General features: G+C 39.5%; 19 protein-coding genes. 9 read left to right on the plus strand and 10 right to left on the minus strand.

Annotation, left to right across the window (positions count from 1 at the left end):
* Positions 1-42: 42 nt before the first annotated feature.
* The 9 genes from AC0L3Y_RS16005 to AC0L3Y_RS16045 all read left to right on the plus strand — a co-directional run bounded on the left by AC0L3Y_RS16005 (position 43) and on the right by AC0L3Y_RS16045 (position 8,335).
* On the plus strand, positions 43-363 hold the full coding sequence (locus tag AC0L3Y_RS16005; RefSeq protein WP_473466252.1) for a hypothetical protein: 321 nt from the start codon (positions 43-45) through the stop codon (positions 361-363).
* Between the two features lie 101 nt (positions 364-464).
* Positions 465-887 carry a VOC family protein gene (locus AC0L3Y_RS16010; protein ID WP_473466255.1) on the plus strand — a complete coding sequence of 141 codons (423 nt, stop codon included), beginning with the start codon at positions 465-467 and terminating at the stop codon, positions 885-887.
* 149 nt (positions 888-1,036) lie between these two features.
* Positions 1,037-1,669, plus strand: a complete 633-nt coding sequence (locus AC0L3Y_RS16015; RefSeq protein WP_473466259.1) for an OmpA family protein — start codon at positions 1,037-1,039, stop codon at positions 1,667-1,669.
* A gap of 337 nt (positions 1,670-2,006) precedes the next feature.
* The gene (locus AC0L3Y_RS16020; RefSeq protein WP_473466263.1) at positions 2,007-2,447 is read left to right on the plus strand and encodes a universal stress protein; all 441 of its coding nucleotides are present in this window, start codon (positions 2,007-2,009) and stop codon (positions 2,445-2,447) included.
* Positions 2,448-2,458: 11 nt separating this feature from the next.
* Complete coding sequence (locus AC0L3Y_RS16025; RefSeq protein WP_473466266.1) at positions 2,459-4,009, plus strand: alanine/glycine:cation symporter family protein; 1,551 nt, start codon at positions 2,459-2,461, stop codon at positions 4,007-4,009.
* A 514-nt stretch (positions 4,010-4,523) separates the two neighbouring features.
* A complete protein-coding gene (locus AC0L3Y_RS16030) occupies positions 4,524-5,240 on the plus strand; it encodes a FadR/GntR family transcriptional regulator (protein ID WP_473466271.1) in 717 nt (238 codons plus the stop codon).
* 258 nt (positions 5,241-5,498) lie between these two features.
* Complete coding sequence (locus tag AC0L3Y_RS16035) at positions 5,499-6,470, plus strand: TRAP transporter substrate-binding protein (protein WP_473466274.1); 972 nt, start codon at positions 5,499-5,501, stop codon at positions 6,468-6,470.
* A gap of 55 nt (positions 6,471-6,525) precedes the next feature.
* Positions 6,526-7,050 (plus strand): TRAP transporter small permease, encoded by a 525-nt coding sequence (locus AC0L3Y_RS16040; protein WP_473466277.1) that lies wholly within the window; start codon positions 6,526-6,528, stop codon positions 7,048-7,050.
* A gap of 1 nt (position 7,051) precedes the next feature.
* Positions 7,052-8,335, plus strand: a complete 1,284-nt coding sequence (locus AC0L3Y_RS16045) for a TRAP transporter large permease (protein ID WP_473466280.1) — start codon at positions 7,052-7,054, stop codon at positions 8,333-8,335.
* Between the two features lie 542 nt (positions 8,336-8,877).
* Here the strand turns inward: AC0L3Y_RS16045 and AC0L3Y_RS16050 are convergent.
* From AC0L3Y_RS16050 to iolB, 10 genes are all read right to left on the minus strand, one after another.
* On the minus strand, positions 8,878-10,641 hold the full coding sequence (locus AC0L3Y_RS16050) for a sodium:solute symporter family transporter (RefSeq protein ID WP_473466283.1): 1,764 nt from the start codon (positions 10,639-10,641) through the stop codon (positions 8,878-8,880).
* A gap of 485 nt (positions 10,642-11,126) precedes the next feature.
* Positions 11,127-13,280: a heparinase II/III domain-containing protein gene (locus AC0L3Y_RS16055; RefSeq protein WP_473466286.1), complete on the minus strand. Its 2,154-nt coding sequence runs from the start codon at positions 13,278-13,280 to the stop codon at positions 11,127-11,129.
* A 4-nt stretch (positions 13,281-13,284) separates the two neighbouring features.
* Positions 13,285-15,435: a heparinase II/III domain-containing protein gene (locus AC0L3Y_RS16060; RefSeq protein WP_473466289.1), complete on the minus strand. Its 2,151-nt coding sequence runs from the start codon at positions 15,433-15,435 to the stop codon at positions 13,285-13,287.
* Positions 15,436-15,884: 449 nt separating this feature from the next.
* Complete coding sequence (locus AC0L3Y_RS16065) at positions 15,885-16,619, minus strand: M15 family metallopeptidase (protein ID WP_473466292.1); 735 nt, start codon at positions 16,617-16,619, stop codon at positions 15,885-15,887.
* A gap of 19 nt (positions 16,620-16,638) precedes the next feature.
* The gene (locus AC0L3Y_RS16070; RefSeq protein ID WP_473466295.1) at positions 16,639-17,916 is read right to left on the minus strand and encodes a TRAP transporter large permease; all 1,278 of its coding nucleotides are present in this window, start codon (positions 17,914-17,916) and stop codon (positions 16,639-16,641) included.
* Positions 17,910-18,398 (minus strand): TRAP transporter small permease, encoded by a 489-nt coding sequence (locus AC0L3Y_RS16075; RefSeq protein ID WP_473466298.1) that lies wholly within the window; start codon positions 18,396-18,398, stop codon positions 17,910-17,912. Before AC0L3Y_RS16075 ends, AC0L3Y_RS16070 begins: the two co-directional genes overlap by 7 nt.
* 46 nt (positions 18,399-18,444) lie before the next feature.
* Positions 18,445-19,479 carry a TRAP transporter substrate-binding protein DctP gene (gene dctP, locus AC0L3Y_RS16080; protein WP_473466301.1) on the minus strand — a complete coding sequence of 345 codons (1,035 nt, stop codon included), beginning with the start codon at positions 19,477-19,479 and terminating at the stop codon, positions 18,445-18,447.
* 183 nt (positions 19,480-19,662) lie between these two features.
* On the minus strand, positions 19,663-20,577 hold the full coding sequence (locus AC0L3Y_RS16085) for a LysR family transcriptional regulator (protein WP_473466305.1): 915 nt from the start codon (positions 20,575-20,577) through the stop codon (positions 19,663-19,665).
* Between the two features lie 93 nt (positions 20,578-20,670).
* A complete protein-coding gene (gene iolG / locus AC0L3Y_RS16090; protein WP_473466308.1) occupies positions 20,671-21,669 on the minus strand; it encodes an inositol 2-dehydrogenase in 999 nt (332 codons plus the stop codon).
* Between the two features lie 38 nt (positions 21,670-21,707).
* Entirely contained in the window at positions 21,708-22,523 is an 816-nt protein-coding gene (gene iolB / locus AC0L3Y_RS16095) for a 5-deoxy-glucuronate isomerase (protein ID WP_473466312.1), read from the minus strand.
* Positions 22,524-22,531 lie beyond the last annotated feature (8 nt).

A 22,531-nucleotide genomic window follows, 5' to 3' on the forward strand; every position in this document is an offset into this window, starting at 1 on the left:
AAGCCAATTACTGCAAGCAGGATACCCTTCAACTGAAACGCTATGATTAAACCCAAGACCACAAAAAAAGACACACGAAAAGAACTTGAGTCTTTGGTAGATCAATTTATCAAGGCGAAAGGCGAAATCCAACAGGTTAACATGGGTGAATCTGGTCTAGTTGATGGAAAGTATAACACGAGCCACATCGGCTTTAACGAACCAAAGCAAGACAGAACACCATTAAATCATGTTGTTGCCGCTCTTCAGCAAAGAAAAAATCAAAAATCAGCTTCTTCCCCTACTCCTACCAAAAAAAGACCAAAGAAAAAAATCATCTATGATGACTTTGGCGACCCTCTAAGGTGGGTTTGGGAAGAGTAAGTAAAAAGGAAGAAATAAATAATTTTTATCGATTACTTTGAATTGTGATACTGATACTGCAACAATAGAAAAATATAATTCAAGCAGATTAAGGACTTGTTATGTCTATTCGATATTTACACGCCATGCTAAGAACAGATAAACCAGAAGAAAGCCATCACTTTTATACTCAGGGCTTAGGTTTAATAGAAACCAGACGTAAAGACAGTGAAAAAGGTCAATTTACCCTAATCTATTATGCTACTGAAGAAGGCGCACCAGAAGTAGAGCTTACTCATAACTGGGGGGATCGCAGTTACTCAGGTGGAGATCAATTTGGACACTTGGCTTTTGAAGTGGATGATATCTACAAAACCTGTGAGAAGCTTCAATCTATTGGCGTCACTATTTTACGTCCACCTCGTGACGGCCATATGGCTTTTGTTAAAGATCCTAACAACATTTCAATTGAGTTACTTCAAAAAGGCGACTCACTTGAAAAAGAAGAACCATGGGTATCCATGGAGAATACAGGTAACTGGTAATACAAGAAGGAATGACAAATATCGATAGATACATTCCGTTACAAAACTCTATTTCCTTAAAACAACGCTACAAAAGGACCGTAGTAACAAGAATAGGTTTCTCTTAACATGTATAAATCGGAAGCAATTTATACAAATGGTGCGACATAATGAAAAGTATAATTAGAAAAATGAGCATTATTGGAATGGTATTAGCTTTTAGCCACATTACCATTGCCGCAGAAAGTTTATACTCATCAAATGTCCAGTCTGGTCTTGCAGATACAGATAGAGATGGTGTCATTGCTGCTCGCGACCTTTGCCCTGATACCCCAAGCGGCTCTGCCGTTGACAATAATGGCTGTCCAAACCAAACAACTAAATTATTATCCGTTCAATTAAATGTGTTATTTAATTCAGGTAAAGCTGATATTTCCCCTCGTTTCTATCCTGAATTGGAAAAACTAGCCATTTTTTTACAAGATCATCCAAATAGTACAGTCGTAATTGAAGGTCACACAGATGATAAAGGCTCTGAAGATCTAAACCGTGAATTATCACAAAAACGAGCAACAGCAATTGCTGATGTTCTAGTAGATCGTTTCAGAATCAAGCCTAATAGAGTTAAAGGTATTGGTTACGGCGAAGCACGCCCTATTGATAGCAATGCTACAGAAGAAGGCCGAGCTCAGAACCGTCGAGTTGTTGCTGAAGTATATGCTCAACAACAAATAGTAAATGAACGGTGGACCATCTTTAGTGTCGACAGCAATTCAAATACCGCATTAAATAAAAAATATTAAGAGCAATCTAATATCAATGAAAAGCCAGCGCTGTAAAATAATCGTTGGCTTTTTTTATACCTCCAAAAAATAAATCTGCTTTTTACCGAACAAAACCAGCACTATTAGTCTACTGTTAATAATTACGGGCTCTTATGTTGTTTATTCTTTCCCGCCCCTTTTAAAAAATAAAAGTACTATTTAATTTTTTCACAGCACTTTATTTATGACAATAAACCTAGGATATGAAATACATTAAATCGACCTGTTAGGACCAATTCAATACACGAACGAAGCTTACTTAAAAATGTAAAAAGTTTTTTTGATTTAACTATAAAAAAATAAAGAGGACGTAAATATGTCAGCAAAAATCATCGTGGGATTAGACGGAAGTGAGGCGGCCAGTAGAGCACTAGCTTATGCAAAACGTCTTGCAACTCTAATAGGTAAAGAGTGTACGCTTGAATTAGTCTGCATTGTTGAATGGTCTCCTTATACATTCCAAACAGCAGAAGAAAACGCAAATCGTAAGAAACTTCGACAGGATGAGCTAAATAAAGCGAATGAACGAGTTATCCAACCTGCCCTTGACTCTTTGAAAGCAGATGGCATCAACGCTGAAGGTAAGGTTTTGCATGGTAAAGCTGCCCATTTATTAAACTCTCTCGCAGTAGAAAAAAATGCCGAACAAATAATTGTTGCACGATCAAGTGAACAAGGGCTTAGCGCTCGTGTTTTTGGAAGTGTTACCGCTAATTTGGTAATGAGCGCTAGTGTCCCCGTCACCGTTGTGAGCTAAGGAGTTTTTGTATGAAACGATTTACCATGTTATTCACGTATTTGTTTACCTTTGTTGCTCTACTTCTGAGTCCTTCCGTATTTGCAGCGGAAGGCATAGACGAAATTGTTAACGGTATTTTTGCCGTTTCAACGGGCTGGTTTGTTAATCTTATTTTCGCCCCAATCCCAGGCACTACTTTTCCTTGGATTGTGCTTTGGTTAGTGGTGGGCGCAAGTGTCTTTACCCTTTACTTCGGATTTATTCAATTTCGTAGTGTAGGACACTCTATCGCACTGGTTAAAGGGGATTACTCAAACCCTAATGATGCTGGTGAAGTAAGTCACTTCCAAGCATTAACCACAGCACTATCTGGCACAGTTGGTTTAGGGAACATTGCAGGGGTTGCCGTTGCCGTTGGTATAGGTGGCGCAGGTGCAACATTCTGGATGATTCTAGCAGGCTTATTGGGTATGGCATCAAAGTTCACTGAATGTACATTGGGTGTAAAGTATCGAAATGAATATTCTGATGGCCGTGTTTCTGGTGGCCCGATGTATTACATATCGAAAGGCTTTGCAGAGAAAGGCTTACCTGGGGGGAAATTCTTAGCGGCTTTATTTGCCGTTTTCTGCATCATGGGTTCATTTGGTGGTGGCAACATGTTTCAAGCTAACCAAGCTCATGCTCAACTAAGTGGTGTTATCGGCGATTACCCTGGCTGGATCACAGGTATTGTTTTTGCCGTCATAGTTTATGCTGTCATTGTTGGTGGCATTAAATCCATTGCAAATGTAACAGAAAAAATTGTGCCACTTATGGGGGTTTTATACGTAGGTGCTGCCCTTGTTATTTTATTGATTAATGCTGATAAAATTGGTTGGGCCTTCGGTCAAATTTTTGAAGGTGCATTCACTGGACTTGGTGTTGCTGGCGGCCTTGTCGGTGCCCTTATTCAAGGCTTCAAACGTGCTGCCTTCTCTAACGAAGCTGGTGTCGGTTCTGCGGCTATTGCTCACTCTGCAGTCCAAACAAATGAGCCGGTTACAGAAGGCTTAGTTTCTTTATTAGAGCCTTTTATTGATACTGTTGTGATCTGTACAATGACCGCTCTTGTTATCATCATCACTGGTCAGTTAATGACAGATGCTCAAACAGGTCTCTACATTCTCAATGAAGGTGGATCTATTGCGACTGTCGGCGGTGCATCAGGTGTTGCATTAACGTCAGCAGCTTTTGGCTCAGCACTTAGTTGGTTCCCATATTTACTTGTTGTTGCTGTTGTACTGTTTGCATTCTCAACCATGATCAGCTGGGCTTACTATGGATTAAAAGCATGGACCTACTTATTTGGCGAAACCCCAAAGGCAGAAATGACATTTAAAATTATCTTCTGTGTATTTGTCGTCATTGGTGCCGCAGCCAATTTAGGTCCAGTTATCGACTTCTCTGATGCTGCTATTTTTGCCATGGCGGTTGTGAACATTGCTGCTTTGTACTTCTTAATGCCTATTGTTAAGAAAGAATTAGCTTCTTATATGGCTCGTCTAAAAAGTGGTGAAATCAAGAAATTTAAAAAATAATAAAATTAGATAGTTATCATTTTTCCAAAGTAATTGTTAAATAAAATATGAAAAGCCAAGACAGCAGTCTTGGCTTTTTTGCAAGCAACGCACTAGCAGTTAAACTAGAAACAGATGCTACCTGGCCTTACAAGGGATAAAATAGATGCTCAGCCCTTCGATAAATACAGACACTACAGTCAATTATGTAAGGTTAGATGTTTTTAATACTACACTTATATTGTATTACAATATCATTATTAAGCGATAAATATACTTCCATTTCAAATCAATTTCTAAAAGAAACATCAGCAATCACAGCCCCTTTCTTAACTCCTAAATTCAAAGTAATATCCTTTTATTGGACATTAAAAAGAATAAAAAAACAGCAATCTCAATTTATGTATTACAATTGTTAAACTAAAACTATAAAAAAACTGTATTCACTTATGTTAGAATCTGCTAATCGATTACTAATAAATAGAAATCAGAGATCGACTAATGCTCGTTATTGAGTCTCAAAGTTAAGGACATTATGAATAATTTTTCTAATATATCTATGTCTTCTAGAAGTTTACATGTGCAAGTGGCTCGCAGTATTGCCCGTCGAATACTGTCTGGCGATCTAGAGCAAGGTTCCATCGTTCCAAATGAAATGACCCTTTGTGAACAATTTGGTGTGAGCAGAACAGCACTACGAGAAGCGATAAAGCTTCTAACTTCAAAAGGATTACTTGCATCACGGCCAAAAATCGGCACAAAAGTTGTTAATAGAGCTTACTGGAACTTTCTAGACCCTCAAATGATTGAATGGATGGATGGTTTAAGTGACTCAAAAGTCTTTTGCAGTCAGTTTCTTGGGCTAAGACGCGCTGTAGAACCAGAGGCATGTGCTCTTGCGGCAGTTCATGCTACAGCAGAACAAAGAATAGAGCTTTCTGAAATTTTTCAGAAAATGGTTCAAGTTACAGAAAATTTTGACCAAGAAGCTTGGGCAGAAGTAGATTTAAGTTTTCATCGGTTGATATTTAACTCTACCAATAATGATTTTTATCTACCTTTCGGAAATATTCTGACAACCATGTTCAAGACATTTATTTTACACTCGTCAATGCATGGCGCCGTGTGTTTGAATGAACATCGCTTGATATATGAAGCAATTATGGCTGGAAATGCTGCTGCTGCGAAAGCTGCTTCTATGGACCATTTGCAATCAGGCAAACACAGACTACCTGAAACTGAAGTGGTTTAAAAATAACCTATAATACAAAGAAACCTTTTTGTAAAAAATCACTGAAATCGTATTTTACGAAAAGGTCTCTTCTTTTTCTTAACATAATATTACAATAATTTATTCCACTTCTTACCTTAATCCAAGGTACCTTATTTCTTGCTCAAGAAAAATAATACAATAACATTATTGCTAATCCTTTTTGGATATAGTAAAAAAACTCTCAATAATAAAAAACGCTTTTAAAAAAGCACAATATAAAAAAAGAGGACAAAAATAATGAAAAAAACTCTTATCGCTTCTGCAGCTCTTGCTGGACTAGTATTTTCAGGTTCTGCGCTTTCCGCTTGGACTGGCTGGAATATACACACCCAAAACTACCCTATTTCTGACGCACTTGAATCCTTCATACAAAATGTTGATAAAGCTACTGACGGTCGAGTATCTGGCACGCTTTATAACGGCGGTGTTTTAGGAAGCCAAGGTGATGCGATCCAAATGATGCAAATTGGCTCCATTCAGTTTGCAGGTTTTAGTCTTGGGCCAATGGGTACTGAAATCCCTGAAACCAACATTGTATCTTTACCTTTCATTTTTAAAGATGTAGATCACATGTACCGTGTGATGGATGGACCTTTTGGTAAGCGCTTAAGTAAAGATATGGCGCCTTCCGGTATCATGTCGATTGGCTGGTTTGATGCAGGTTCACGTTCTTTCTACAACAACACAAAACCGATTAAACAACCAAGTGATGTTAATGGTATGAAGTTCCGCGTAATGAACAACGAACTCTACGTGGACATGGTTGCAGAGCTTGGTGGTAACGCAACCCCTATGGCCTATAGTGAAGTCTACCAGTCATTAAAAACTGGTGTTGTAGATGGTGCGGAAAATAATCCGCCATCATTTGAATCATCAAATCATTATGAAGTAGCTAAATACTACTCTTTGTCTAATCACCTTATTATTCCTGAGTGTCTTTGTGTGAGCACAAAAGCATGGAACAGTCTATCGGATGCTGACAAGGTGATTGTTCAAAAAGAAGCTGATAAAAGCGTTGCTATGCAACGTGAGCTTTGGACAAAACGTGTAAAGGCTAGTCGTGATCTTGCTGAAAAAGCAGGCGTGAAATTTAACAACGTAAATGACCCTAAAGCGTTTGCTGACTTAATGGGACCTGTATACGAAAAAGCCATCAAAGCAACACCTATTTTAGCGTCGTACATCGAAGACATTCGAAAAATCGACTAGGTGACAACTAGCAGGAACATAAACCTTTATGTTCCTGCTTTTTTTGAGGCACATCATGAATAGCATAAATATCCTACGTATTTACAACACTATCCTTGTTTACGTTAAACGACTCGTCAATTTTATTTCTGGTATTGGCATGCTCGTTCTCGTTTTTACCTTTGCTTGGTTAGTTTATGGACGCTACATCCTAAATGACACACCAACATGGGTTGAACAACTCTCTTTATTACTTGTCATCACTATCGGTTTTTTAACCGCTGCAGTGGGCATACATGAAAGAACACATTTAAGTGTGGATATCTTCACTCAACTATTACCTTCTTCTGGGCAAGTATTTATTGGCTTTTTAGCCGATATCATTATGGCCACCTTTGGCCTATTAATGGCTATTAGTGCATTCGATTTAATTCAATTTTCTGGATCAAAAAGAATTCCTTTATTAGACATAAGCGCCGCTTATCGCTATTACCCGGTTATTATCTCTGGTTCCTTGATCTTTATATTTTCAGTCGATCGAATTGTACGATCGTTAAACCGGGTGATACGACCTAATACCATTAACCAGGAGAATACATAATATGGGCTTAGCTATTTTACTCGGTGTTTTCGCCCTCGTAATGGTGATGGGTGTTCCGGTTGCATTTGCTTTAGGCATTGCTGCAATTTCTGCTTTTATGTTTGAAGGCTTGCCGCTAATGATCGGCTATCAACGTATTGTGGCAGGCATGTCTACCTTTGCTTTACTGGCGGTGCCTTTTTTCATCTTCGCTGGTGAACTGATGCTACATGGTGGTATTGCTGCTCGCTTAATTCGCTTTGCAGCAGCCTCTGTAGGCTGGATGCGTGGTGGCCTTGCTCAAGTAAATATTTTTTCAAGTATGTTATTTGGTGGTATTTCAGGCTCTGCTGTAGCAGATATATCAGCGCTAGGTTCATTACTTATCCCTGTAATGAAAGAGAAAGGTTACGACGATGACTTCGCTGTTAACGTTACTGTTACCTCTTCTATTGCAGGTATCGTTATTCCCCCTAGCCATAATATGATTTTATATGTTGTAGCTGCGGGTGGCGGCATATCTATTTCAAGTTTATTTATGGCAGGTATCGTACCTGGCGTATTGATGTGTTTATTACTTGCATGTGTCGCTCGCTGGATTGCCATCAAGAAAAAATTCCCAACTGAACCTTTTGTTGGCTTTAAAATATTGGCCTTAACTTTCCTTGCTTCTGTACCAGGTCTAATCACTGCAGTCATTGTGGTGGGTGGTACTTTATCTGGTATTTTCACAGTGACAGAGTCTGGAGCCATTGGTGCAGTTTACGCCATGCTGGTGTCTTTTCTTGTATATCGAACAATGGATTTTAAAGGATTTATTGCCGCAGTCACCGGATCTATCAAAACAACGGGTATGGTGATGATCTTAATCGGTTGTGCCTCAGCCTTTGGTTATATGTTGGCGTTTTATCAAGTGCCTGCTGTGATGTCATCTTTCATCACATCAATCTCTGATAATCCAATTATGATTTTAATCATGCTCAACCTGTTGCTTTTGTGTCTAGGGATGATCATGGACATGGCAGCCCTGATTCTAATTTGTACACCTATCTTCCTACCAATTGCGGTTGGGTTTGGTATGGACCCAGTGCACTTTGGTATCATGATGATGATGAACTTAGGTTTAGGACTTTGTACTCCTCCGGTCGGTGCTTGTCTATTTGTAGGCTGTGTTGTCGGTGGTGTAACCATTCAAAAAGCGGTTAAAACTATTTGGCCCTTCTACCTAGCAATGTTAGCGGCTCTAATTTTAGTCACTTTCATACCAGCTATATCAATGACTCTGCCTAATTTACTAATCTCTTAAAGTAGTAAATTTTAGATATTGTAGTTATATTACTTTGAGCAGTCAGTGGAATTTACTTTCACTGGCTGTTTTTTTATCTTTTTAAAGTATCTATCTATACCTCCGATCTCAATATAACGACTACAATAACGCTACACAGCACTCCTAATTAAACCAGCAATTCTCTTTAGAGGAAGGATTCCCATCTTCAAAATTAAAGTGTTAACCCTCCTGTAGAAGATGTTAGATGTTAGTGGCGTCCCGCATTATTTAAACATCACCATCAATACCTTAAAATAGATTTTCTTTTTTTCAACCATACTGAAGACTCTATAATTCCAACCATAAAAACAAACCCTCACCTGATGAACTAAAACATTTTGGCTTAAGAAGAAATACAAAACTAACCTGAATGATGTCTAGAACGAACTCTTAGAAAGCCTTCTTAAAGAAATGGACACCACACTATTGTATTTTATTGCTTTCATTTAGATGATAAAAAAGCCATAACAACTGAGTTGTTATGGCTTTCATAAAACATAGGTCTTTATTTAGTATTAAACTTAAGACTCCACTTGAGCTTCAACAGAGTCATCTACTGCTTTAACCAATAGCAAACCTACCGCTAATACAATAACGCCACAGAATATAAAGACGCCGCGCCCCCAAAGTGGATTAGGAATCAAGCACATGCCCATTACACCAATGCCGGCCACAGCAATCAGTGTACCTAGCATCTTACGTTGCTTGTTATCCAATGCTTTTTGTTCACTACCTTCAGAAACCAAAGGCGTTGCTAAATTACCAAAAAACAAATCAACATCACGCTGACGGTCTTCACTAAGCGGCTTGTAGAACAATACTGATAGAACGAAGAAACCACCAGTGAAGATAATATGAGCCATTAGGCCAATTGCCACTTTCGAATCAGACCATTCACGCTTAGTTAATTCTTCAAGACCAAAGATATTTTGTACTAACTCTGGCGTAATAACAAAACCAACATAGTAAGAAACACAAGCACCAACAACCAATGTACCCCAACCAGCCCAATCAGGTGTTTTCTTAATAAAGAAACCTAAGAAAGCAGGAATCGTCATTGGGAAGCCAATTAAGGCACCAACGTACATCATTGTGTCAAAAAGACTAAGTTCTTTTAGAGAATTAATAAATAAAGCAATTAAAATGATCGCAATACCAAAGAAAGTAGAGGTTAACTTTGATACAAACACCAATTCTTTTTCAGTCGATGTTGGACGTAAAATTGTTTGATAGAAGTTCTTAACAAAAATGCCTGAGTTACGATTCAAACCAGAATCCATAGAAGACATAGTTGCAGCAAACATAGCCGCGATCAACAAACCAACCATACCAACAGGCATATACTCTTGTACAAAATACAAGTAAGCGAAATCAGCTGCTTTACTACCTTGCTCTGGGTAGATTGTAGCTAGATCAACACCTTCTTGGCCGGCAATGAACCAGCTTGGCATAAACCAAATCAAAGGGCCCATTGTCATCAACACACAAGCCAATAAAGCGGCTTTTTTAGCATTATTAGAATCTTTTGCTGCTAAATAACGGTAAGCATTTAACATATTGTTTGTAATACTGAATTGCTTGAAGAAAATAAATACAGCCCAAATACCAAAGATGCTCAGATAATTAAGGTCATTACCCATTAGGAATGAGCCCCCCTCATCTACAGGGAAGTTAGCAATAATCTCACTAACACCGCCACCTTGAATAATGGCTACAACAGCACAGGTAATCGTTACAGCCATGATGATAACCATCTGCATAAAGTCAGATGCAATAACAGCCCAAGAGCCACCAGTTACGGACATAACTAATACAACAAGACCTGTAGCCCAAATCGTTGTTGCCATGTCGAAACCAAAAATACTAGAGGCAATAATAGCCAATGCATTCAACCAAACACCTGCAGAAACCACACTGTTCGGCATACTAGACCAAGTAAAAACCTGCTCATTCTTTGCACCGAAGCGCATACGAATGGCTTCAATTACAGTAATCACTCGAAGCTGTCTGAACTTAGGTGCGAAATACAGATAATTCATTAAATAACCGAATGCATTCGCAACAAAAATAACAGCTACGGCAAAACCATCGTTATAAGCTTTACCTGCGGCACCAGTAAATGTCCAGGCACTAAATTGAGTCATAAAAGCAGTGGCACCAACCATCCACCACAACATATTACCGCCGCCACGGAAATAATCACTTGTCGTACTGGTAAAAGTACGAAACATCCAGCCAATGGTAATTAGGAATAAAAAGTATATTCCGACGATGAGTATTTCCATAACTTTGCCTTTTATTTTTGTAGTATTACTTAAGAGTAAAATGATTTAAAAAAACCCACTTTATGTAATACAAAGTGGGTACAACCAATTCAACTAGAAAACCAGCTTGAGATTGCTAATAGTCCACTAGAGCAGACAATAACAAGGCTATCCATTGCGCACGTACCAAATACCTTCACCAATATATTCAAATAAATTAGCTAAGTATCCATTGCCCAATGATGAATCTGAGTTCTTACTTCTTTCTGAAACCGTAAATTTTTATGTATATGGAGAAAACATTTTCCTTAATGACTAAACTATATACACATGAATTTTTGTAATAAGATAATACAAATAAAAAACAATCAAAATCAAGTTGTTTTTTACTTAATACAAGCTATTTTCATCTGCTTATTACTTACATCAAATTTCGCTCAAATGGTGCTTACAAAAGGTAACTACTCTCCTATTAATAAACACCATCTAATGAACTCAACAGATATTTAAAGAGCTGAAAATGCACCAACCCAAGTAAATTCACCCTGTTCAGTCATCAAGGTATGTGTTGTTTGTTGTAATCCTGATGCCCGATTCGAAATACCAAAACGGTATACTGAATCTGTTACTGTTTTTATTTCTATAACGGTGCCGTCAGCGTTTTCAGCCAATACACTGATTGCGGACACCAAACCACGAGCACCGTCAGACGCTTCGATTGATTCATTAAAATAGCCATGAGTTTCCAACACAGAAGCAAAGACATGATTTGCACCTGATTGCCTTAAAATGAAAGCCGGCTCAGAACGTAAATTGAAATCAGGATCGTTGGCGCCTAAGCGAGCGAAAATAATCTCCCCACCTTTTGGTGCAGTAGACACAAGACTGTAGTAGCTGTTGTCATGCAACCAACTCACTAAAGCACTACCCTCCACGTGACCTTCACCGATTTTCCATAAATGCTGGTAGCCGTTATCAGCACCGAGAGGAGAAAGCTTAGTCGGAATGCTGTACTCAAAATCGGTATGAACGATTTGCCCTTGATGATGGAACGGCAAATCGTATTGGTGCTCTTGGTCTGACAAGATACGATAAACATCAATAACTAATGGTTTTTCAAATTCTTCGATATCTGCGACCAAGATACTACGCTGCATATCAACACCCTCGTAGTAGCCTTCAATAATGGCGCTTGCACCTTGCAATACAGGATTGCTTGTTTCAAAAAAGTGCTTTTTACCGAATTTAGTTTCCGCCAACGCCGTATTAAATTTATTCTGCGTTTTTTGATCCACTGTCACCGTATTGTGTGCCACGGTTTGCTTACAATAGGTTTTATTTTCAGGAATGTAGCGACCACCGAATTTCGGCTCCACATTGACCCAACGACCAAAACCATAATCCTGCAATACTTCATGACCACGATTAAACACACTCATGTGCAAACCATCGTAATGACCGTGATCTAATGCTGAATGGTATTGATGATCTGAACCGTGCTGACCGAACCACAACAACACCATGGTGTCATCGTCTTGTGCATCACGGTGACGTAAGATACTCACACCACCCTTTTCGCCTTTTGGTCCATCACTCAAGAAAGTACTTCCCCAAGAGAAAGGTTTAATGTCTTTCGTATTCGCCACAGCAGTAGACAAGGCTTCACCCGATGAATGAATCCAAACATCTTGCTGATGATTAGCCATACTGATTAAGGTTTCATTTTGCTCATAACGCTGGAAACAAACGCTCGTGGCGATAATGACACCTTCGTCATTAATACTGATGGTTTTAGAGGAATCATTCAGCGCAGGCAAGCTGCCATCAGGGAAGGCGGTCGCCATCACGGCGTAAGACGTGGTTTTGATAACGGAGTTATTGTATTGGTATATTTTCAAATCAGGCTGACGGCGCTCTATCGATTCAGCAAATAAGAAAATAGGACGCAAAGAAAAGCGGTGGTAATAAGGCCCTTCCATGTAATAACCATCTGGAGAAAATAAGTTATCTAATTGCACTAAGAATCCGCCACTGGTGCGATCCAATGTCAAACCATAAAGTGCTTTATCAACAGACGCCTGATCGCCAATCGCGTAACCACAAATACCAACGGCAGCAACGGCCCACAAACCATGATTATGGACGATATCAAAGTCTTTGCCGTAAGTGACAACAAACATATGAATCATTGGTTTGAATAAGTTATCTGTGATCAGCGTTTTCTCATCATCTGTCAATGTGTGATAAACACAGCTGTACGCACAAGAGGCATACAGCATCCACATATTCTCATTCAATGTCTGATGAAAAAGCTTACCTGGTGGATTTGAATCTCGACTGGTGTTGTCTTCTAGTTCTGGGTAAACATGCGCGTATGTGGTTAATATCGTCACAATATAATCACGGTACATATCATCTTTCGTGATTAAAAATAAACGCGCTGCGATGTCCATAATGATGTAATTTTGCTTATGACGGTTATGCTCATAACCGCCGGCTTCACCCTGTTGCGTAGGCACTTCAACACCAACGCCGTCCATATAGGCTTTTACTTTGTCCATATCACGACGTAGTCCACGCCCTAACAGCGTCTCTTTTTCTAGGTCTTTAGCTAAAATAGCGGCTTCGTCAAAACTTAATAATAAAGGTTGGTAACTCATAGTCTTATGCTCCTTCAGCCGGACAGATGTTCAACGAATAAAAGCCTGTCCAACGATACTCAACACCATCAAATTCAAGTTGATGTGCGGTATTTTCTTCGCAACCCATTTGATTGCTTACCATCAATACAAACGTTACATTTTTAGCAGTAATTTCCACTACCGAACCCAAATCATTATGACCAATTACTTTAACTTCAGAGATTTGTCCACGCGCATTGGTGGATTGTTCAAACTCTTCGTTAAAGTAACCATGAGTTTCTAGAACTGACGCAAATAAAGTCGTACCGCCCTGGCTGCGTAAACTAAAACCAGTCTCGTTACGCAAGTTAAAACTTGGATCTGCAGCACCAATGGAAGTAAAAACAATCTCATCATTAGTATTAGAGCTCGTTCCACTCCAAGAATAATAACTATTGTTTTGCAACCAACTAACCAATGCCGTCTCTGGCGCTTTTCCAGATGCGAGCTTCCAAAGGTGCTGATAACCATCATCATCGCCCCATGGCTCCAATTCCGTGTTGGATACATAATCAAAATTTGTATGAGTTATCTGGCCGTTGTATTGATGAGAATAATCGTAGCTGTGTTGCCCATCGCTGCGTAAGCGGAATAAGTCGATCAACAAGGGCGCTTCAAAACGTTCATCTTTCAATAAGAACGCACTACGTTGCATACCGATGTTGTCATAATGATCATTTGCAAATGCACTGACACCTAAACAAGAATCATCATTCGCACTAAAGAAATGTGGAATACCATGAACGCTGTCGGCTTTCTCAACATCAAAATTGTTTTGTGTTTTTTGATCAACCGTCACAATATTGTGAGCAATCGTTTGGCGAGCATAAGATTTATTTTCATCTAGATAACGTCCGCCAAATTTTGGCTCCACGTTGACCCAGCGAGCAAAGCCGTACTCTTGTAAAACTTCTTGTCCGCGGTTGAAGAAGGTAATCCCCAAGGTATCAAAATGGCCGTGTCCCATACCATGCTGACCATAACTCATCACTAACTGAGCGATATCGTCATCCGCACCTTGAAGACGAAGAATACCAATGGCACCTTTATCTCCTTCTGCACCTTCATTCAGCTCAATACTTGGCCAATAAGGTGTAATAATCTTATCCGCTTTTTGTGCTTTTTCATGCTCTTGAGAAAGTGTTAAACCACAGGCTTGCACCCAGACTTCGCCTTGTATCTCAGCCATGCCAACGATATTTTCATCACAGCCATAATGTTCACACAACACACTCACAGCCACTTGCACACCGGCATCAGTTACACCCATGGTTTTCGATGCATCGTTCAAAGCTGGGAAAACACCATTTGGATAAGCTGTTGCCAATAACGCTTTAACCGTTCGCCCAATAACACCACCTTTGTAGTTATAAATATCTATCTCAGGCATAAAACGGTGGATGATTTCAGCAAACATACAGGTTGGATAAAGCGCGTAACGGTGATAATACGGCCCTTCAATATAATAACCGGCAGGTGAAAATAACTTAGAAATTTGAGCTAAGAAACCACCCGAGCCATCATTGGCTTGACCGTAAACCGATTTGGTTAAATATTCGCGTTTGCCAATCACCAAACCACAAATCCCAACTGCCGCAACAGCCCAAATACCATGGTTATGAATACGATCAAAATCATGCCCGTACTTAACAGTAAACATGTCCAACATAGGATCAAAAAGATTCGTCACAATATGATCACGCTTGGCTTGAGTCATCTCATTCGCGACACAAGAATAGGCCAAACTGCTAAACAACAACCAGCAATGTTCATTCAAAATTTGGTGAAATAGTCGACCAGTAGGATTGGTGTTTTTCTGAACATGAAAACCAAAAGAAAGGTATTTATCCGCATACAAGGACAATAGTTCAATAACAAATGTGGCGTATTTTTTGTCTTGCGTAACAAGAAATAGATTGCCGGCCAAATGCATGTGTTTATAGTTTTGTTTATGGCGATTATGCTCATAACCGCCCGCTTCACCGTGGCCAGGTACTTCCAACGGCAAACGCATATACGCGTCGACTTGATCAATATGACCTGCAATTGTTTGGCCCATTAAGCTTGTTTGACCCAACTGAGGTCGCAAGGCATCAAGCTCACCATTCGTAAATAATACTGGTTGCATATTCATATCATTCCCATCCGAACTGACTTTCGCATATTAATATTTATTCTTATGTAGCAAAAAGATACCGCTATTCACCGTTAAAAAGAGACGGCAATGTAGCGGTATACTTCAAGACATAGTGACTATTGATGATATTATAATACAAAATATAATAATCCAAGAGATACTCAAATAGGAAGTTTAAGGCAGAAGTGTTCTTAAGACATAAAAAAACAAGGTAACGCTTAGCTTGGTGATATAGTCATTGGTGAAAAAGGTTACTTTTCAGAAGGAACTATTGAAGGATCTTTAGAAACTTTTATAACAAAATAAAGAATTTTTGCCTTATGACGAAGAGCTATTATTTGGCGGAAAGAAATAAAACTAACGAGCAATTTAATCAAGAAAAAGCTCACTGAGTCTAAACACAGTGAGCTCATTAATATGAAAACAAAAAAAGACCAACTAAAAGCCTAAATAAATCCATTCTCTAAAATTTCACTTTCCCATTGTTTAATAATGTCTCTAGGGCGAGTAATACCATATTGGGCATGCTGCTTCCCAGTTCGATAGGCCCAAAGTTGATTGCCAAAATCATAGTGCCACCACTCACTGGGTAAGTTAGTAAAACCAACCTCACTCATTGCATGATAAAGAATACGGCGGTTTTCTTGAGCCTCTTGATTAAGGCAATCACCTATTTCCAAGGCGTCAGTCCAAGAAAGTGGACTGGCTTCATCAAAATGAGTTCCCATATCCAAAAAACGCCCCATGTCATCACACAAGGTAACATCCACAGATCCACCTGTAAGATGAGGACTTGGTGCTCCCACATCACTACTCGGCGGAGATACAAGGCTTTTTGCCTTCTCATGTAAATAATGCTCTGGATGCCCAGGGAACGATTTTTTAAGAATATTAATCAAAGTATCAAAAAGATGCTGCTGAACAGGAAAAGGTCGCCAGCCATCAAGCACAACCAACTGCTTACCTTCAGGAATCAGCTTAGTTACTTGATGTAGTTTTTCAAATACACCCTCTCTAACAAAACATTCTGGCATAGCGTTCGCTATGCCCATTTTTGCATAAAATGGATACGTCACTAATCGATTAGAAGTACTTAACGGAATTAAACTCTCACCATTATCTATAATCGGAATTCTCTTGTATTCATCCCAAGAGAACTCATCACACTTGGGTATTAGCAATTGCTCTAAACTCTTCATATTACTTAAAGATACCAGGTAAAAATAAAGTTAAATCAGGAATACAAATCACCAAAACCTGAGCACAAATAGCCACCAAAACAAATGGCCAAATACTCTTAAACATCTCGGTGATTTCTAATTTACTCACCGCCGCAGCGACGAAAACACAAGCGCCCATCGGGGGTGTGATTAACGCAATCGTAATATTCACCGTAATAACCACCCCAAGATGTATAGGGTCGACACCTGAGGCAATCGCCACTGGAAAAAAGACGGGCGTCAGCAACATCAGCGCGGAAACTTCTTCCATCAACATACCAATAAAGAAGGTAATCAAGCTTAAAATCAACAATACGGCAGTCGGATTATTCTTAAAAGGCTCAAAATATTCTACTAACTGTGATGGCAACTGCGCATAAGCCAATAACCAACTGACGACAGAAGACGCTGCGATAATGACAAAAATTGTTCCTGTTAAAATAGCGGTATCCGTCAAGGCATCAAATAACTTACGCATATTCAATGTTCGATTAAGTAAACCAAGTATTAATGCATAAGCCACAATTAAAGCACCAGACTCTGTCGGTGTTACAAAACCAAACACGATACTAGAAACAATAATAAACGGCGCAATAAGAGCTGGAGCAGAATACCAAAATGCAGATAAAACGCCTTTTAAACTTGCTCGTTCATGTTGGCTTTGAATACCAACTTTTCTAACATAGATATAGTTCATTACTAGAAAAGCACTGCCCAATAGCAAACCTGGAATAACACCAGCAAGAAACAAATCCCCAACCGAGGTATTGGTTAAAGACGCGTACAAAATCATAAAAATGCTAGGTGGAATAATGGGCCCAATCAAAGAACTCGCCGCGGTTAAACCCGCTGCGTAATTGGTTGCATAACCTTCCTTTTTCATCGCAGGTACTAACAAAGAACCTAATGCTGACGTGTCTGCAACAGCAGAACCATTAACTCCCGCAAAAAACACACTAGACACAACATTTACATAGCCTAATCCGCCGCGTAAATGACCAACAAGCGAGTTCGCCAAACGAATCAACTGTGACGTTAATCCAGAGGTATTCATCAAATTACCTGCGAAGATAAACAAAGGAATCGCCATCAATGCAAAAGAATTAATGCCGCCATAAAATTGCTGCGGAATCATGCGATACGCCAATGAAAAATCAACAAAGACAAAACCAATTAAAGCGGCTAGTAATAAGCAAATAAACAAGGGCACACCTAACAAGATATTCACTAAAAATGTGCCAATAATTGCAGCTAACATACTTTTTCCTCTAACGGCATTTGTTGTGAATAAGGCCCCTTAATTAAAGCCATCACAAACAAAGCGGCGAAGCCAATAGGTACGGATAACAAAGGAATTGTTTTACTGATCCCTAACCCCATACTTGAAAACTTACCAAGTGATAATGAGTAACGAGCACTTACATACACAAAAAAACAGGACACAGCTAATATGACAAGCCATTGATACATTTGAATGATATGTCTTAATCTTGTTCCTACCGCTTGCTCAACAAAAGACACCTTCATATGACGTGAATCCATATAAGCACACGCCATAACTTGCATCACACTGGCAATAATTGCATAGCGAGAAAGTTCATCTGACCAAATAGGAGAATAATTCAATATATAACGCGTAAACACGCTATAAAGAATCAGTAACACATTCAAAGCTAGGATCGATGCTGAAATAAATAACATGGTTCGATACAAAGTGATGCGGAAACGATTTAACGTCATAACAACCTCAAAAAAGGCGCCCGAAGGCGCCATATAAATTACGGTTTTAGTGTTTAAATGCCGCGTCTTTTAGGGCTAAATCAACCCATTCTTGACCAATACCTTCTTCTTTCAACCAATCAAAGTAAGAAGGTTGACCTACTGTACGAAACGCTTCTAATTCGGCCGCTGTAGGACGATATACTTGCATACCATTTTCTTCTAAATAAGCGATGCGCGTTTCAACCTGACTTTGAACAGCCTCCCGGTTAATGTCATTGGCTTCTTTAACGGCTTCCAATAAAGAAGCTTTGTCTTCAGCTGACAAACTCTTTAACAGCTCATCATTACCAACTAAAAACTGATCAGAGTACTGAATATTAGCCAAAGTAGCGTATTTTTGGACCTCAAACAAACTCCCCAAAATGATATACATTGGTGGGTTCATCTGACCATCAGCAACACCTGTTTTCAGAGCAAGATACACTTCAGTCCATGGAATTGGAGTACCTGATGCACCAAATGCGTTATATAAAGCTACTTGGCTTTTATCCATGGCGCGAAAACGCAAACCATCAAAATCTTTAGGTGATTTAATTGGTAACTTATTATTTGTAAAGGCTAAGAAACCACCCTCTTCAACAACAGCTAGCAAGTGACCACCAGTTCGCTGATAAAAAGCTTCTTGGGATTTTTTCCAATACTCACCATGGTCAAAAAATTTACGAGCTTCATCAAAGTCTGCAAATAAAAATGGAATAGCACTAACAAATATCTCCGGAAATAACGGAGAAATACCACCAAATGACGCCACATTTAAACTCGGCGTATTTAAAACCTGCTCCATACGCTCTTCCTCTTCACCCAACATACTATTTGGATAAAGTTTAAGTTCTAAATCACCATCTGTTTTTTCAGCAACCAACTTTTGTAAATTGGTGGCAAACAAATGAACGGCATTCTTTTCAGCATCTGGTGCGCCGTTATAACTAAGATTAATCGTTTGAGCATTAATGGCGAAAGATGCAGAAGACAATGCTGCCCCTAAAGCCAACGCCTTAACTAAACGGGTTGTTACAAACATTTTATTAACGAGATTCATAATGAGCTTCCTTTGTGAGTTAACGGTGCTTTTTATCACCTTAATTATTCTTTCTTTACCCTAACCAAACTATACTTGCGCTGTTGACACCACAAGACTCAAAGCGTTGCATTAAAGTCAACACAACTTAATTAGTTTATTTCATTTTAACTATTGCCAAATCAAAATATAGTTAACGAAAGATTAATGATGTTCTAGAAACTCCATGGTTTCTGATAAATGATCCAATAGAGCCTGTGCAGCTAAGGTTAATTCTCGTCCCTCTAAACTAAGCACACGCACTTTCGCTTGTGAAAAAATAGTGTTATTCATTGGTACCACTATAACTCGCTTTTCTTTAATTTCTTCTCGTACAGTCAGTAATGGCATAAAGGTAATCCCTAAACCTGAAACCACAAAATTCGTTAATGCCGACACTGAGTTAGTCCGTAATCGTGGTGTCAATTTAAGATGATTTACCTCTTCAGCAAGCGTTACTAGCCGCCCCATACCAGTTGACTTATCAATCAATGCAATCGGATATTCTGCTATAGAATCAAAGGTCACAGGCACCTTACATAGAGTTAGAGCGTGCCCCGGTGGAACAATCAACTCCAATGGGTGTGTGGTTTCTAAATGACAATGTAACTTAGGATGATTGGCAGAAGCATAGGTCAACGCAAAATCAATATGCTCTTCCTGTAATAAGTTCACAGCATCTTGTGCTCCAGCCATTTCGACCGTGAGCTGGATGTCTTTGTGTTTTTCTAGAAAAGACTGTAACGAAGAGGAAATAAGATCTCCAAGAATTCCTTCACCCACAGCAATACGAACCTCACCGGTACGTAAATTCAACAAATCATCAATCCGAGAAAGCGTTGCCTGTTCACTGGCATGCATTTTTCTATAATATTGCAGTAACTCTTCACCCGCTGGCGTAATCGGATTACGGTTATTTGTCCTATCCCACACAGGTAGCATCAAATTTTCCTCCAATTGAGAGAGTAATCGACTCACTGCAGAAGGGTCTACATTTAAGCGACTGGCTGCCTTACGCAAGGTTTTATAACGAGCAATTGCATTCAAATACTCAAGTGCACGAGGAGGAAGTTTATGCATGTATTTTCAATACCCTCATTAGTTTCAATCAAAGCAAAAAAAGGAGCTTATCGCTCCTTTTCATCTCTATTCGTTAAATGACAGTCCGTTATATTACCAACGTAAAGTAACTTTTTGCCCAGTCTCAAGAGACTGCTGTGCCGCATCCGCCAGCATTTGAGCGCGACGTCCATCTTCAAAGCTTGGAGTGACAGGTTGCTTCGCTATTACATTTTCGATGAAAGACGTTAGCTGCAAGTTATAAGCCTCTACATAACGGTCAATAAAGAAGTTATAAAGCGGATCTTTTACTTGTGTTGTTTCTTTGGTAAATCGCGTAACAGAGGTTGGAGTTTGGTTATTTGAAATTACCATTCCCTCTGAACCAAACGCTTCCACACGTTGATCATAACCGTAAATCGCACGACGTGAACCATTGATGTGGATTAAACGACCAGATTGGCTTTTCATAATCAGCATAACACTATCAACATCGCCAATCTCGGTGATTTTTTCATCTACCATAGCGCCGCCAAAAGCTTGTAACTCAACAATTTCTTCATTTAGTACAAAGCGTGCCATATCAAAATCATGAATAATCATGTCACGGAAAATACCGCCAGAAGATTTCAAGTATTCTACGGGTGCCATACCAGGATCACGGCTAGTAATGATCAATTGTTCTAATTTACCAATGCTACCATCTTGTGCTGCTTTGGCAATTGCCGCGTGACTAGGGTCATAACGACGGTTAAAACCGATTTGTATTGGCACTTGGAAATCTTTAATTTTTTCTAAACACGCATTGACTGTAGCTGTATCCAAATCAATCGGCTTTTCACAGAGAATAGCCTTACCCGCCTTGGCAGCTTTTACAATTAGATCTACATGGGTATCAGTACTTGTTGCGATTAATACCGCATGTATTTCAGGGTCAGCTAGTGCTTCCTCTACACTTGTAACCACTTGCGCGCCAGTGGCTTTGGCCACCTCTTTCGCCGCAGGTGCATACACATCAAACACATATTTCAGGTTCGATTGAGCAAACGCTTGAATATTTTGGGCATGCATTTTCCCGATCCGACCAGCACCAAACAAAGCAAAGTTCAGCATATATTTATCCCTTCAATGTTATTTTTATTTAAGATTTTCTAAGCGTTTTTATCACGTTCAATAATCCACTCATGATCTGGGTCGTTATGGAAAATCCAGTTTCGACTTGGGCCTGCCATGACGTTTAAATAATAGGATTTATATCCATGAGGTACGCCAACAGGATGATACCCTTCTGGCACCATGACCAAGTCACCATTTTCGACGGCCATGGTTTCATCAATACTGCGATCATCCGTATAAACACGCTGAAAAGCGAAGCCCTGTGGAGGGTCAATTTTATGGTAATAAGTCTCTTCCAATTGAGTTTCCATTGGTGCCGCATCGGTATCGTGTTTGTGGGGCGGATAACTCGACCAACCACCACTTGGCGTAATAACTTCACATACTAATAAGCTATCAGCAGGTTCATTTCCAAACAAAATATTACACACATGACGAGTATTGCTCGTAACACCACGGGTTTCATATTGGCACTGTTCAGGGGTAATCAGTTTAGCCTGAAATCCACCTTTTCCAGGCGCTTTACAAAAAGCCACTTCCATATCAGTAATGGCTTCGATACGGATTTCATCTTGTGCTGGTGCATAAACAGAATACGGTGCTTTCTGATCAAATACGCTCATGCGATCCCCAATGTCAGACCAAGCTTCACACTTAGTACTGGCATTGGCTTTACCTGAAAGAATAACCGCGCAGACTTCATCCGTTCCTGTAGCAAGCGTAATCGATTCGCCCGCCGTTAATTCATGCGCTTCAAATCCAACATACCTCCAGTTGGCACTTTCTGGTGTCACATGCTGGGTTTGAGTCTGTCCGACCTGTTTATTTCTTTTACTGAGCAAATGAGACATGGTTAAAA

Source organism: Marinomonas sp. GJ51-14 (assembly GCF_055808695.1).